This is a genomic window from Mitsuaria chitosanitabida ATCC BAA-476 = NBRC 102408, from assembly GCF_001598255.1.
GTDB classification, from domain to species: Bacteria; Pseudomonadota; Gammaproteobacteria; order Burkholderiales; family Burkholderiaceae_C; genus Roseateles; species Roseateles chitosanitabidus.
The window spans coordinates 202031-214494 of the sequence record NZ_BCYP01000011.1; the positions used below are offsets into that span (position 1 = coordinate 202031).

A 12464-nucleotide genomic window follows, 5' to 3' on the forward strand; every position below is an offset into this window, starting at 1 on the left:
TGGGGTCCGGATCTGCGCGCCGCGCCGCGCGGCACGACGGCCGGGGGCGCTCGACATCGCGGGATGCGTTTGCTCAATCGTCGCGCGCCGCCGCCTGTCCAGAATGAAGTCGCTCATCGCTGGCGGCCGGTGGCGAGCCCGGGAAACAGGCCGCGGGGAGTTCCACATGTATGCACGGATCCTGGTGCCGATCGACGGCAGTCCGACCGCGAACGCAGGGCTGGACGAGGCGATCCGCCTGGCCCTGAAGCTCGATGCCACGCTGGTGCTGCTGCACGTCGTCAACGAGCGGCCACTTATGCTCGAGACCGCGACCGCCGCCTCCTTCGACGAGATCCGTCGGCAGATGCTGGCGGACGGCGACCGCTTGCTGGAAGACGCCGCGCGCCGCGCGCTCGATGCCGGCGTGTCAAGCGAGTCGGCGATCAAGGAGTTGACGGCGGGCCGTGTGTCCGACGTCATCGTGCGCGAGGTGGGGCGGCGCGGCTGCGACCTGGTGGTGATGGGCACGCACGGCCGCCGGGGCGTGTCGCGCCTGATCATGGGCAGCGACGCCGAGCTGGTGGTGCGCGAGTCCGCCGTGCCCGTGCTCATGGTGCGCGACAGCGCGGCGCGTCGCGCGCTCGACCTGCCAGCGGCCGACACCGCCGGCGCGCATTGAGGAGGCGACTCATGTACCGATCTATCCTGGTTCCCGTGGATGGAAGCGCCACCTCGGCACGCGGTCTGCGCGATGCCATCGCGCTGGCGCGGCCGCTGGGCGCCCGCATCACCGTGCTGCACGTGCTGGATGTCTATCCCTTCTTCGGCCATGCCGGCTGGAGCGGCGAGCTGGAACTGCAACTCGCGCCGCGGCGCGAGGTGGCGAACGAACTGCTCGCCTCGGCGGCGCTCGACGCGCAGGAGGCGCAGGTGCCGGTGTCGACCGTGCTGAAGGAATCGCTGGACGTGCACGCCGGCGCGGAGATCGTGCGTCAGGCACGTGAGCTGGGGTGCGACCTGATCGTCATGGGCACGCACGGCCGGCGCGGCCTGTCGCGGATGCTGGTGGGCAGCGACGCGCTGGTGGTGCTGCGCGACAGCACCGTCCCCGTGCTGCTGGTGGGGCCGCCCGAGAAGGCCTCGCTCCCGGGCGGACACGCCGGCTCCTGACGGGGGACGCGGACTCAGGATGCCGCGAGATCCCGTTCCGGGCGCGTGGTGGACTGCCGGGCGATCAGTCCCGGCTCGTCGACGAGATCGACGTCCCGATGCTTGACGCGGATGAGGCCTTCCGTCGACAGCAGACCGAGCGAGCGGCTCACCGATTCATGCGACACGCCCAGCAGGCTGGCGATCTCGCGCCGGCTCATGCGCAGATGGATGCGGCTGCATGGCTGTTCCGGTGAGGCGAGGCGCGCCGACAGCTGCAGAAGGAATCGCGCCAGGCGGACCTCGGCGGCCACGGCCGCCATGTTGTGCAGCGTGGCGCCGCGGCGCGCGAGCTCCAGGCTGGCGGCGCGCGCCTGCAGGCGCGCCAGGGCCGGGGCTTCCCGCATCGCCCGCTGCCAGTCCTTGAGCGCGAGCACCACCACCGAGGAAGGTTCCAGCGCGACCGCACCGGTCTCGTGCCGCTCGTCGTGCAGCCCGTCCAGACCGAGCATGTCCCCCTGCAGGGCGAAGGCATGCACCTGCTCGTATCCGTCGCGCTCCGTCTGGAACACCTTGAAGGTGCCCGAGCGCACGAGGTAGAGGCTCGCCAGCGGCGTCCCCTCCAGCACCAGCGGCTGGCCGGCCTCGAGCCAGCGCACGGGGAAGGTGTGTCGGTCGAGCATCGCGTCGGTCTCGTCGCCCTCGGGCGCGGGCATGCCGCTCCAGCGCAGCAGGTCCGCGGCGCTGCAACGGGCCTGGGGTGCCTCGGGCTTCTCGGGGGTGCACGTGGTCGTCATGTCGTCCCTCCTGGACATGCCGCCAACAGTAGGTCCCCTCATTCTTGTGAACAAGACGCCGGATTGACTTCGATCAATCGCGAGGATGGTCATCACGGAACCAAGGCATCGAGGTTGACATGCGTCATCCGTGGCAGGCCGTTCCGTCGTCCCGCGTTCGCGCCTTCTCGCGGGAGCGGGACTCAATGCGCCATCAGCACCGGCACCGTCATCGCATCCAGCAGCGTGCGGGACGTGCCGCCGAAGAGGTCCTCCATCCAGCGCGGATGACCATAGGCGCCCACCACGATCAGGTCGATGGTGCCGTCGCACGCGGCCGACAACATCGCCTCGCCGAAGGGCGCCGTGGTGGGGGAGATCTGCTCCTCGACGTCCACACCCTGGAACGCGAGCCACTGGCGCAAGCCGTGCATGTGCTGTCGCACGCGGACAGCTTCCCCGCCGTGGTGCCAGTGCGAAAGGCTCACTTCGCCCGCGCGGCGCAGCAGCGGCAATGCCTCGGTCATCGCGCGCACCGCCTCGCGGCTCTCGTTCCAGCCGACCAGCATGCGGTCCATGCCCAGCAGACCGCGCTGCACGTAGGGCACCACCAGCGTGGGACGCGCGCTGTGCATCAGGACCTGTTCCAGCACGGCGCGGTCCTGTCGATGACCGCTGTGCGCCGGGTCCGGCTGGCTCATCACCAGCAGATCGGTGCACTGCGCATGGGTGATGAAGGAGGGCGCGTGCGGTGCGCGGTCCACCAGGGCCTCGAAGGACCGCAAGCGGGCAGCCTTGCAGCGCTCGTGAAACTCGGCCGCGGCGGATTGGGCCTGTTCGATCAGCAGTTCCCAGGCCGTCGCCGCGTCATCGCCGAGCATCGCGGCCGCCTCCGGCGCCGCGGGCAGGTCCACCAGTCCCGTCGGCGCGACACCGATGAGATGCGCGCCGAAGTCGCGCGCCAGGGCGATCGCCAGGTCGGTGCGCGCGAAACGGGTCGGGCTGGCATCCAGGCCGACCATCAACGTTCGGTAGGTCATGAGTGACTCCTCGCGACAGGGTTCAATCGAAGGTGAGCACGGCGCGACCCTCGACCCGGCCGCGGCGCAGCGCATCCAGCACGTCGTTGACCTCGTCCAGACGATGCGTCGTGGTCGACGCCCGCACCTGGCCGTCAGCCGCGAACTGCAAGGCCTCGCACAGGTCCTGACGCGTGCCGACGATGGAGCCCCGCACGGTCTTGGCATTGAGCACCATGTCGAAGATCGGCAAGGCGAAGTCTCCCGGCGGCAGCCCCACCATGGACATCGTCCCGCGCTTGCGCAGCATGCCCAGCGACTGCGCGAAGGACTGGCGCGAGACAGCCGTCACGAGCGCGCCATGCACCCCCTGGAGCTCCCGCTGAACCGCGACGGCGGGATCCTCGTCCGACGCGTTGACGCACAACTCCGCGCCCAGCTTCGCGGCGAGCGCGAGCTTGGCACCGTCGACATCCACCGCCACGACGTGCAGGCCCATGGCCCGCGCATACTGGACCGCCAGGTGTCCCAGCCCGCCGGCCCCCACGACGGCGACCCACTGGCCCGGGCGCGCATCCAGCACCTTCAGCCCCTTGTAGACGGTCAGCCCCGCGCAGAGGATGGGGGCCATGGCTTCGAACGTCCCCTTGGCCGGGAGATGGCCGACGTAGCCCGGATCCGCCAGGACGAACTCCGCGAACCCGCCGTTGACCGTGTAGCCGGTCATCTGCTGGTGGTCGCACAAGGTCTCCCAGCCGGTGAGGCAATGCTCGCAGTGGCCGCAGGCGGTATGCAGCCATGGCACGCCGACGCGGTCGCCCTCCCGGATGTGCTTCACGCCCGCGCCGACGGCGGCTACGGTACCCACGCCCTCATGGCCCGGGATGAACGGCAGCCGTGGCTTCACGGGCCAATCCCCGTCGGCGGCATGCAAGTCGGTGTGGCACACGCCGCAGGCGGCCATCTTGACCAGGATCTGCCCGGGCCGGACCTCGGGGATCGGGACGTCCTCGAGGACGAGCGGCTCGCGGAAGGCATGGGCCACCGCGGCATTCATCGTGCGCATGGAAACTCCTTGGAAGGCAACGATCCGGTGCGGCACGCGTGTCCGCGCCACGACGGGATACGGCCATCTTGATCTCCGCGCAGCGGCGCGGATTGCGCTCGCTCAAATGCGGTCCATCGCCGGATCTGTAGGGTGTCCTCGACCGATGGAGGCGGACCGCGCGTCCACGGTCGACTTCGAGGAGAAAGACCATGTACCGCCATGTCCTGCTCGCCTATGACGGGAGTCCACCCGCGCGCGCCGCGCTGACCGAAGCGCTACGGCTCCTCAAGGGGCAGCCGACGATGCTGTCGCTGGCCTATGTGATGTCGGATCTTCCCTTCGACGTGGAGCTCTCCGCGGGCTCGGTGCTCGACGCATCGCGGCAAGCGCAACGCACCGCGGCCGAGCGCCTGCTCCACCACGCGCGCGATCAAGCCACGCTGGCCGAGGTCGACGCGCAGCCCGTCGTTCTGGAATCGGCGGGGCGTCGCGTGGCGGAGGTGCTCGTCGAGCACGCACGGCGCCTGCACGCGGGGCTTGTCATCGTTGGCTCGCACGGCCGGCACGGCGTGAGCCGCGCGCTGCTGGGCAGCGACGCGGAACTCGTCGCCCGGCTTTCGCCGATTCCGGTGCTGATCGTCAAGGCGAACGAGGCAGGCTGACCGCCTCGATCCTATTGCGCCGGGCGCAGCTCGGCGGTCTCCAGATGCTCGGCCACGGAGACCGACCAGCCGAAGCGCTCCTGGATCGCCTGGCGCAGCGTATGGGCGGCCTCGGGTTCCCCGTGCGTGACGTAGACCCGCCGGGGCGGGCGCGACAAGGTGCCCAGCCAAGCCAGCAACTGCGCCTGGTCGGCGTGCGACGACATGCCGTCGATCGAGCAGACCTCCGCCCGTACCGTCACCCATTGGCCGTGCAAGCGCACCCGATCCGCCCCCGCGACAAGCGCCGCGCCGCGCGTGCCCGCCGCCTGATGTCCGACGAAGACGATGGCGTTCTCCGGATGGGGCGCCATCGCCTTGAGGTGATGCAGTACGCGCCCGCCGGTGGCCATCCCGCTGGCGGCGACGATCACCGATGGATACACCGGGTGGTTGAGCGCGCGCGACTCCTCCTCGCCGCGCACGTAGCGGACCTTCTCCGCCAGGTCGCGCAGGTCCTTGTCGCTCAGGCGCTGCTCGTCGGCATGCGGGCCGAGCAAGCGGCCTGCGCGCGTCGCCATCGGGCTGTTGAGATACAGCGGCAGATCGGGAATGCGTCCGTCCGCCTTCAGCCGCAGGATCGCGTTCAGCACCGCCTGGGCGCGTCCGACGGCGAACGCGGGGATCAGGACGCTGCCGCCCCGGGCGGCCGTGCGCGAGATGGCGGCGGCCAGTTCGCCGTCGCCCGACGCCGGGACGTGGCGTCGATTGCCGTAGGTCGACTCCACCACCACGACGTCGGCGTCGGGGGCGCTGGCGGGAGGACGCATGATCGGATCGTCGACACGTCCGAGGTCTCCGGAGAACAGCAGCGATCCGGCCTCGGAGGTCAGGTGCAGGCTGGCCGCGCCGACGATGTGGCCTGCGTGACTGAAGCTGGCGACGAGGCCCGGGATCGGCTCGAACGCGCGATCGAAGGCATGGGTGCGCAGGTGCGTGAGCGCCTTTTCGGCCTGGGCCTCCGTGTACAGCGGCAGCGCCGGATCGTGCTTGCTGAAGTGGTGCCGGTTGGCATAGCGGGCGTCCTCCTCCTGCAGGTGACCGGAGTCGCGCAGCAGGATCGGGAGCAGGTCCGCGGTGCCTGGCGTGACATGGACCATGCCCTTGAAGCCGTCCGCCATGAGGCGCGGGAGGCAGCCGCTGTGATCCAGGTGGGCATGCGTGAGCACCACCGCATCGATCGACGCGAGCGCCACTGGGAACGGCGCCCAGTTGCGCAGACGCAGCTGCTTGAGGCCCTGGAAGAGCCCGCAGTCGACCAGCAGCCGGCGCCCCTGGTGCTCGACGAGGTAGCGTGATCCGGTCACCGTTCCCGCCGCGCCGAGGAAGCGCAGCGTGGTGGGCAGCGGGGCGCTCATGTCCCGCGCCCGAAGAGCGTGTAGATCGGGCAGTAGCCGGCGAGCCCGGTCAACAGAGGCACCAGGCCGATGAAGCCCCACAGGCCGATCCATCCGAAGCCTGCCGCCAAGGTCAGCGCGGTGCCGACGCCGACACGCAGCAGTCGTTCCGTTGTTCCCACGTTCATCGCCATCGCAGCCTCCGGGTCGGGTCGTCGAGATGAACCCAGCGTAGGGGAGGCCTGGACCTCACCGATTGCGCTCGCTCAACTCCCCATCAAGGTCTTGTCTCGGCGGGAAGCGATGGGCCCCCTCCGCGGGCAACTTGTGCATGCACGCAACGAACAGCGGGTGGACGAGCCAGCCGCTCAACCATGAGCGCACCGCCGCCAGGTCTGGCAGCGCCTCCCACCACGCGGGGTCCACCGCGGCGAACTGGCGGACGAAGGGCATCACGGCCAGGTCGGTGGCGCATGGGTGAGCTCCACCAAGCTGGGGCGCTTCCCGCAGCCGTGCCTCCAGCGGCCGCAGCAGCACCTCCACCGCCCTGTCGCGGTGGGCGTCCGGAGAGAGGGCCTCACCCGTGTAGCGCTGGGGGTACTTCCAACGGTCCAGGTGATGCTTGAAATCGCCGTCGTTGCGCCGCACCCGCTCAAGGTTCTCCGGCGATTGCGCCCGTGCCCACCAGCCCTGCGCGTCGGGCGCGGCGAGCGCCCAGCGCATGATCTCCCAGCTCTCATCGATCACGCGGCCATCGGGCAACTGAAGGACGGGCACCGTCGCCTTGGGCGACAAGGCCAGCAGGCTGGCGGGCTTGTCGCGCAGGCTGACCTCCACCGCCTCGAAGACTTGCCCGGCCTGCAGCAGCGCCATCCGCGCCCGCATGGCGTAGGGGCAGCGGCGGAAGGTGTAGAGCGTCGGCACCTGGCTCATTGAACCCACAACACCTCGAACTGCTGTCGGATGGCGCCGATCTGAATCGACACCTCATCGCCTTCGCATTTGCCCAGCACGGCCCGGCCCAAGGGGGCTTCACCGCTGATGACCTGAACGCGCTGCGTGCCGCTTCCCAACGTCATGCTGCCGCCATCCGGGCCGAGGAAGAGCTGCTGCCGCTTGCCATCGGCATCGGTCAGGCAGACGAGCGCGCCGAGCTGTATGCCTCTGCTGGTGTCGTAGGGGTGAGGGCGGAACTGGCGCCAGTGGGCCATCGCCTGCCGGATGGCCTCGGCGCGACGCGCCTGGCCCGTGGCCAGGTAGGCGGCTTCGAGACCCAGCGTGTCGTACTTGTTCTCGGCGATGTTCTCTTCGTGCGTCGCCGTTTCATGCGCCGCTCGCGCCGCCTGTTCGACACGTTCCAGGTCTTCGGCGAGTCGTTCCAGCACCTGCTGCTGCAGCAAGAATTTGTCCATGAATGAAGGGGGAGGGGGGTGGGCTGCGCGGGGGCGCAAGCTTAATGGCTCAGCCAAGCTCATCGAGCACGCGGCGTTCATGTGAAACGCGCATCTCCCCAGTCTTTAGGACGACATCCTTCGGCGCGCTTCATAGCATCGGCAAACGAGAGCGATGCTGCCCGCATTCATGCCAGCGGCGGCTCGCTCGATTCGCTTGGGCCAGATGTGCCGCGGACCCTCTCTCATGTCGCATCCGATCAAATCCCCGCAGAGAACCTTCATGGCCGCATGGCTGCGGAAGCGCGCCTTCCTTTCCCGGCCGCTGCGCATGGACACCGAGAGCCGAACCGCCCTGAAGGATTGGATAACGATCGCCGCCCTCATGCTGGGCGGTCCGTGGGCGTTGTGGACCTTTGTCTATGAGCAGACGATCAAGCCCGCCCTGGCTGCGCCCTACATGCGTCCTCTCGTGACGATGACGCTGGTGCCGCTCGAGGGCGCCCCGCCACGCGTCGACGCCGTCCCGGTGAAGGTGCACGTGACCCTCGAGAATCCGGGGACCAGAAGTGTTCGCATCCTGTTGGGGGATCTCACGGTCTTTGGCCGTCGACTCGGCGAGAAGCAGGGGCCGCACTTCAACAAGGACGGCCTCGCCAAAGCCATGAACCAAGACAAGGCGGCCAGGGCGCGCTATTGGAACGATCATGGGAACACCCTGATCTTCTCCGGTTCCGCCTTCTTCAGATGGACCTTCGCGCCGGGGGAACGACACGAGTTCACGCGGCAGATCTGGGTGCCGCAGGGGGAATTCGACGAGCTGGAGGCAAGTCTCTACATCACGCTTTCCTCCGATCTCGACAGGCTCTGCGCGGTCAATGACATTGGCGACGATCTGACGACGACCGCCCTGGTGGGAGAGCTCCGTTCCGGCAAATGCGAGGTGGCCGTGTCGAGCGAGGACGCCGCCCGCCTGAATGCCCGGACCCGGAACGTCGAGTCGACCGACTACCTGGCCCTGCCAGGGGCCAAGGTCCGAGAGAAATAGACGCGCTCGCCGGCATTCGATGACGAGCATGCACGCCCGCGCTCGACCCGAGGGCGCGGCGGCATTGGAGTGGCAGCGGAGAATGCCGCCATGCATGTCCGCCATCGCCGATTCCTCGTCCTCACGCGCCGGCATCCGTCGGCCATCCTGCTGCTGGTGCAGCTGGTGGGCCTTCTGCTCTATCCGTTGCTCGAGTCGACGCGCGCCGGGCCGCTGGCGCTGAGCGCCTTCGGCATCACGGTGCTGGTCTTCACGACGCGCATGGTGCGCCGCACGCCCGGCTTGTTCTGGCTCAGCGTGGGCCTCGCCCTGCCAGCCATCGTCATGCTGCTGCTTCAGGTGGGATGGGAGATGCACTGGCTGCGGCCGTGGACGGCCGCGCTGGAGGCGATCTTCTACTTCTACGCCGCCGGCAGCCTGGTCGCGTACATGATGAGCGACATGCATGCGACGACCGACGAGCTGTTCGCGGCCGGCGCCACGTTCACGCTGCTGGCCTGGGGCTTCGCCTACAGCTTCGTCGTGCTGCAGGCGCTGCAGCCGGGCAGCTTCTCGGCCGCCATCCAGCCGGAGCAGCCGCGCACCTGGACCGAACTCATGTTCCTGAGCTTCGCGTTGCTGTCGAGCACGGGCATCGGCGACATCATCCCCGTGCGTCCGATGGCGCGCGCCCTGGCGAGCATGGAGATGTTCGTCGGCGTCATGTATCTGGCCGCCGTGGTGTCACGCCTGATCGGCCTGACCCTGCTGCGGCGTTGAGCCGCACCCCACCTGGCTCGCGCGAAGCGGCCCGTCGTCGATCGCCGAGAACGGCGTGGGCGACCTCCCTAGCGCACCAGCGCCTTCGCGATCTGGCCCAAGGTCCTCAAGGCGCCCTCGACCTGCGCGTTGTCGGGGTGTCCGAAGTTGAGTCTCAGGTGATGCGTGAACCGGTGATCGGCCGAGAACAGATGCCCCGGCGCGATGCTGATGTCATGGGACAGGGCGACCCGGTGCAGCTCCAGCGCGTCGATCTGGGCGGGCAGCTCGACCCAGACGCAATAGCCGCCTTCCGGCTGCGTGACGCGGGTCCCTTGCGGGAAGCATTTGGCGATGGTCCTCAGCATGGCTTGGCGGTTCGTGACGAGCGCGTGCCGAAGTTGCCGCAGGTGGCGGTCGTAGCCGCCTCGCCGCAGGTACTCGCTCAGTCCCTCCTGCATCGGCACGGGGGTGGCCAGCGAGCTCATGAGCTTGCGCCGGCTGACGTCCCGGGCAAACCGGCCCGCGGCCGCCCAACCGACGCGGAATCCCGGGGCCAGCGACTTCGAGAACGAGCTGCAATGCAGCACCAGACCGCTCTTGTCCCAGCCCTTGGCGGGCCTGGGGCGCGAGCCGAAGTACAGCTCGCCGTAGACGTCGTCCTCGATGAGCGGAATCCCGCGCTCGGCCAGCAGCGCCACCAGCGCCGCCTTGGCGGCATCGGGCATCAGGCTGCCCAGCGGGTTCTGGAAGTTCGGCATCAGCCAGCACGCCTTGACCGGATGGCGATCGAGGATCGCCGCCAGCGCGGCGACGTCGACACCGGTGCGCGCGTGGGTGGCCACCTCGACCGCCTTCAGCCCGCGGCGCTCCAGTGCCTGCAGCGCGCCATAGAAGGTCGGCGATTCGATGGCGACGAGGTCGCCGGGTTTCGTGACCGCCTCCAGGCACAGGTTCAGGGCTTCCATCGCGCCGTTGGTCACGACGATCTCGTCCGCGTCGACCTTGCAGCCGGCACCCAGGTAGCGCAGGCCGATCTGGCGCCGCAGCTCGGCGCTGCCCGGCGACAGGTCCTCCACCGTTCGCCACGGGTCCAGCCCGCGCGCGGCCTTGCCCAGCGACAGGGCCAGCTTGTCCAGCGGAAAGAGGGTGGGGCTCGGGAACGCCGAGCCCAGCGGTACCACGGCGCGGTTTCGGGACAGCCCGAGCACCTGGAACACCAGCTCCGAGACCTCGACGCTGCGCTCCTCGGCCCGTGGGTCCGACGCATGGGGCTCGGGGTGGGGGATCGCCGCCTGGCTGACGAAGTAGCCGGACCGTGGCCGGGCTTCGATCAGACCGCGGGCCTCCAGCAGGTAATAGGCTTCGAAGACGGTGGAGGGGCTGACGCCGCGATCCTTGCTCGCTTCGCGGACCGAGGGCAGGCGGTCTCCGGGGCGCAACTGGCCGGCGGCGATGGCGGCCGCCAGGTCATCGGCAAGGACTTCGTAGCGCTTCATGGGGCGGGGCTGATATGGTCCGTGGAGGGGAATGCCGCACTGTATTGGCAGCAGCCCTCTCACTGTTAATTCCCACTCGGATCCCCATCTGATCCGGTGTTTTTCCAGGAATCTGAACCTGTATTTTTCGTGCCGCCGGGCGCACAGTGACAACCTGCGTGGGCGGACGTCGCCTCACGATGGATCGCGTCAAGTAGCAGTCTGGAACATCGACATCATGGAATGGGTCCCCACCGTCTTCATTGCGTTCAAGGTGAGCGTGCTGGCCATCGGCATGTTCTTCGCCGTCAAGTGGCACTACGACAAGGCGAAGCGGGAGAAGGGCGCGGACTCGCAACGCGCGGTGTTGCGCACCACCGGCATCGTGGCCGTGGTCTTCGTGCTGCTGGTCGTCGTCCTGCTGCTCCTGACCTTCGGCCTGGGCCGCGCGCTCGGTTTGGACCTGAGCTTCTCCTGATCGAAATGAGGCCAACACCTGAGGCACGATGGCGGTCCCGCAGCCAAACAGGTATCGATGTCCTCGCTCACCACTGAAGCGCCGGAGCTCCTTCACCTGACGGCGGAGGGCCTTCGCGTGACCGCGGCCCACGCCCACCGGGAGGGGCAGCTCGTCTGGGTACGACGAGGCGCCCTGCTGATCAGCGCCGCCTCCGGGAGATGGGCCCAGCTGCCGGGAAAGGTGAGTTGGATTCCGCCTCGCTGCGCTCACGAAGCGCGGTCGTTCGGCCCACTGGAGGCCACGACCCTCCTGCTGGAGGCGCCCTTGTGCGAACCGTTGCCCGATGAACCTCGGGTGTTCGGGTGCAGCCCACTGGCGGCCTTGATGCTCCAGCGGCTGGAGGCACTCGATGCCGCCAACGACATCGAGTGCCGTCGTCGCCTGCTCCCCGCGCTCATGGACGTGCTCGTCGAAGACCCGCAAGGGGCGTCGCATCTCGCGCTGCCCGCCGAGCCGAGGCTGCAGCGGATGGCCCTCGCGGTCCTGGCCGCTCCCGATGATCGCCGGACGCTCGATGACTGGGCGACGGAACTGGGGTTCTCGCGCCGTACCCTGATGCGTCGCTTCGAACTGGAGACGGGACTGAAGGTGGGCCACTGGCAGCGCCAGGCACGTCTGTTCGCCGCGCTCGATCTCCTCGCGAAGGGCGACGGCGTCACCACGGTGGCGCTGTCGGTCGGGTACTCGTCCGTCAGCGCCTTCATCGAGCAGTTTCGCCGGACGTTCGGCGTCACTCCCGCGCGCTTGCAGGGCTAGGGGCTGATGCCGCGAGCCAGTTGCGGGCCAGTTCGCCGACGAGGCGCCGACCCGGATTCGCGCCGGCGATCCATTGATCGGGCGGGAACAGGTCGAAGAGTCCCACCTTGGCGACGGTCGGGATCGCCACGGCCAACTCCTGCTCCACCTGGCCACGCGCGCCCTCGTTGTAGAGCGCGATGTTGAGGAGCAGGGTCGCCACGGTTCCGGTCTGCACCTGACTGCCATCCTTCAGGGTCACCTGAGGGAGTGACTGGCCGTCGGCGAGGATCTTCTGGTTGATGTCGGCCAGCTCGTGGCCATGTGCTTGCTTGTCGTTCACATCAGACTCCATTCGGTCAAGAGGTGAACCGCATGCTAGAGATCGAGGTCGCGCCCGGCTCGCGGAAAAGGGTCAGAGGGCCCTGCGAAAGTGACGCGGATGGGCCGACGGGGAGGGCGGTGGCCGAGGCGTGTCGTCGGTCGATGCCCAAACGAAAAGAGCCGCAAGAACAAATGTCCTTGCGGCTCTCCGAGATGAA

At 68.8% G+C, this 12464-nt stretch carries 16 protein-coding genes; 7 read left to right on the forward strand and 9 right to left on the reverse strand.

The genetic code is table 11. From position 1 onward, the window contains the following. The first annotated feature begins 166 nt into the window (after positions 1–166). On the forward strand, positions 167–661 hold the full coding sequence (locus tag MCHT01_RS07775; protein WP_067064311.1) for a universal stress protein: 495 nt from the start codon (positions 167–169) through the stop codon (positions 659–661). A gap of 11 nt (positions 662–672) precedes the next feature. Beyond that, positions 673–1152, forward strand: coding sequence for a universal stress protein (locus MCHT01_RS07780; protein ID WP_084452135.1), 480 nt, complete (start codon positions 673–675; stop codon positions 1150–1152). A gap of 14 nt (positions 1153–1166) precedes the next feature. Here the strand turns inward: MCHT01_RS07780 and MCHT01_RS07785 are convergent, their stop codons facing one another. The 3 genes from MCHT01_RS07785 to MCHT01_RS07795 all read right to left on the reverse strand — a co-directional run bounded on the left by MCHT01_RS07785 (position 1167) and on the right by MCHT01_RS07795 (position 3992). Beyond that, positions 1167–1928, reverse strand: a complete 762-nt coding sequence (locus tag MCHT01_RS07785; protein ID WP_067064314.1) for a Crp/Fnr family transcriptional regulator — start codon at positions 1926–1928, stop codon at positions 1167–1169. 182 nt (positions 1929–2110) lie between these two features. Then, complete coding sequence (locus MCHT01_RS07790) at positions 2111–2947, reverse strand: universal stress protein (RefSeq protein ID WP_067064316.1); 837 nt, start codon at positions 2945–2947, stop codon at positions 2111–2113. Between the two features lie 22 nt (positions 2948–2969). Continuing rightward, the gene (locus tag MCHT01_RS07795) at positions 2970–3992 is read right to left on the reverse strand and encodes a zinc-dependent alcohol dehydrogenase (protein ID WP_067064318.1); all 1023 of its coding nucleotides are present in this window, start codon (positions 3990–3992) and stop codon (positions 2970–2972) included. A 191-nt stretch (positions 3993–4183) separates the two neighbouring features. On the opposite strand from MCHT01_RS07795, the gene MCHT01_RS07800 reads away from it, so the two are divergent. Next, entirely contained in the window at positions 4184–4636 is a 453-nt protein-coding gene (locus MCHT01_RS07800) for a universal stress protein (RefSeq protein WP_067064320.1), read from the forward strand. Between the two features lie 11 nt (positions 4637–4647). On the opposite strand, the gene MCHT01_RS07805 is transcribed toward MCHT01_RS07800, so the two are convergent. From MCHT01_RS07805 to MCHT01_RS07815, 4 genes are read right to left on the reverse strand one after another with little or no spacing between them, the layout of a single operon-like run. Continuing rightward, the gene (locus tag MCHT01_RS07805) at positions 4648–6033 is read right to left on the reverse strand and encodes an MBL fold metallo-hydrolase RNA specificity domain-containing protein (RefSeq protein ID WP_067064322.1); all 1386 of its coding nucleotides are present in this window, start codon (positions 6031–6033) and stop codon (positions 4648–4650) included. Then, positions 6030–6206, reverse strand: coding sequence for a YgaP family membrane protein (locus MCHT01_RS25530; RefSeq protein WP_084452139.1), 177 nt, complete (start codon positions 6204–6206; stop codon positions 6030–6032). Before MCHT01_RS25530 ends, MCHT01_RS07805 begins: the two co-directional genes overlap by 4 nt. A 55-nt stretch (positions 6207–6261) precedes the next feature. Next, complete coding sequence (locus MCHT01_RS07810) at positions 6262–6945, reverse strand: glutathione S-transferase N-terminal domain-containing protein (protein WP_067064324.1); 684 nt, start codon at positions 6943–6945, stop codon at positions 6262–6264. Beyond that, a complete protein-coding gene (locus tag MCHT01_RS07815) occupies positions 6942–7424 on the reverse strand; it encodes a GreA/GreB family elongation factor (protein WP_067064326.1) in 483 nt (160 codons plus the stop codon). Before MCHT01_RS07815 ends, MCHT01_RS07810 begins: the two co-directional genes overlap by 4 nt. Positions 7425–7686: 262 nt before the next feature. Between MCHT01_RS07815 and MCHT01_RS07820 the strand changes: the two genes are divergently transcribed. Both MCHT01_RS07820 and MCHT01_RS07825 read left to right on the forward strand, forming a co-directional pair. Continuing rightward, positions 7687–8451, forward strand: a complete 765-nt coding sequence (locus tag MCHT01_RS07820; RefSeq protein WP_148661442.1) for a hypothetical protein — start codon at positions 7687–7689, stop codon at positions 8449–8451. 90 nt (positions 8452–8541) lie between these two features. Next, on the forward strand, positions 8542–9210 hold the full coding sequence (locus MCHT01_RS07825) for an ion channel (RefSeq protein WP_067064330.1): 669 nt from the start codon (positions 8542–8544) through the stop codon (positions 9208–9210). Between the two features lie 68 nt (positions 9211–9278). On the opposite strand, the gene MCHT01_RS07830 is transcribed toward MCHT01_RS07825, so the two are convergent. Then, the gene (locus tag MCHT01_RS07830) at positions 9279–10688 is read right to left on the reverse strand and encodes an aminotransferase-like domain-containing protein (protein WP_067064332.1); all 1410 of its coding nucleotides are present in this window, start codon (positions 10686–10688) and stop codon (positions 9279–9281) included. A 217-nt stretch (positions 10689–10905) separates the two neighbouring features. Between MCHT01_RS07830 and MCHT01_RS07835 the strand changes: the two genes are divergently transcribed. Then, positions 10906–11145, forward strand: coding sequence for a hypothetical protein (locus MCHT01_RS07835; RefSeq protein ID WP_369688607.1), 240 nt, complete (start codon positions 10906–10908; stop codon positions 11143–11145). Positions 11146–11202: 57 nt separating this feature from the next. Further along, entirely contained in the window at positions 11203–11943 is a 741-nt protein-coding gene (locus tag MCHT01_RS07840) for a helix-turn-helix domain-containing protein (protein ID WP_067064334.1), read from the forward strand. On the opposite strand, the gene MCHT01_RS07845 is transcribed toward MCHT01_RS07840, so the two are convergent. Beyond that, a complete protein-coding gene (locus tag MCHT01_RS07845) occupies positions 11918–12265 on the reverse strand; it encodes a DUF7709 family protein (protein WP_218017880.1) in 348 nt (115 codons plus the stop codon). The two genes, MCHT01_RS07840 and MCHT01_RS07845, sit on opposite strands and share 26 nt — an antisense overlap. Positions 12266–12464 lie beyond the last annotated feature (199 nt).

Bases quoted from the DNA above. Each gene is read 5' to 3' on its own strand.
- MCHT01_RS07775 (WP_067064311.1), top strand. From the start codon at position 167: ATGTATGCACGGATCCTGGTGCCGATCGACGGCAGTCCGACCGCGAAC.
- MCHT01_RS07780 (WP_084452135.1), top strand. From the start codon at position 673: ATGTACCGATCTATCCTGGTTCCCGTGGATGGAAGCGCCACCTCGGCA.
- MCHT01_RS07785 (WP_067064314.1), bottom strand. From the start codon at position 1,928: ATGACGACCACGTGCACCCCCGAGAAGCCCGAGGCACCCCAGGCCCGT.
- MCHT01_RS07790 (WP_067064316.1), bottom strand. From the start codon at position 2,947: ATGACCTACCGAACGTTGATGGTCGGCCTGGATGCCAGCCCGACCCGT.
- MCHT01_RS07795 (WP_067064318.1), bottom strand. From the start codon at position 3,992: ATGCGCACGATGAATGCCGCGGTGGCCCATGCCTTCCGCGAGCCGCTC.
- MCHT01_RS07800 (WP_067064320.1), top strand. From the start codon at position 4,184: ATGTACCGCCATGTCCTGCTCGCCTATGACGGGAGTCCACCCGCGCGC.
- MCHT01_RS07805 (WP_067064322.1), bottom strand. From the start codon at position 6,033: ATGAGCGCCCCGCTGCCCACCACGCTGCGCTTCCTCGGCGCGGCGGGA.
- MCHT01_RS25530 (WP_084452139.1), bottom strand. From the start codon at position 6,206: ATGGCGATGAACGTGGGAACAACGGAACGACTGCTGCGTGTCGGCGTC.
- MCHT01_RS07810 (WP_067064324.1), bottom strand. From the start codon at position 6,945: ATGAGCCAGGTGCCGACGCTCTACACCTTCCGCCGCTGCCCCTACGCC.
- MCHT01_RS07815 (WP_067064326.1), bottom strand. From the start codon at position 7,424: ATGGACAAATTCTTGCTGCAGCAGCAGGTGCTGGAACGACTCGCCGAA.
- MCHT01_RS07820 (WP_148661442.1), top strand. From the start codon at position 7,687: ATGGCCGCATGGCTGCGGAAGCGCGCCTTCCTTTCCCGGCCGCTGCGC.
- MCHT01_RS07825 (WP_067064330.1), top strand. From the start codon at position 8,542: ATGCATGTCCGCCATCGCCGATTCCTCGTCCTCACGCGCCGGCATCCG.
- MCHT01_RS07830 (WP_067064332.1), bottom strand. From the start codon at position 10,688: ATGAAGCGCTACGAAGTCCTTGCCGATGACCTGGCGGCCGCCATCGCC.
- MCHT01_RS07835 (WP_369688607.1), top strand. From the start codon at position 10,906: ATGGAATGGGTCCCCACCGTCTTCATTGCGTTCAAGGTGAGCGTGCTG.
- MCHT01_RS07840 (WP_067064334.1), top strand. From the start codon at position 11,203: ATGTCCTCGCTCACCACTGAAGCGCCGGAGCTCCTTCACCTGACGGCG.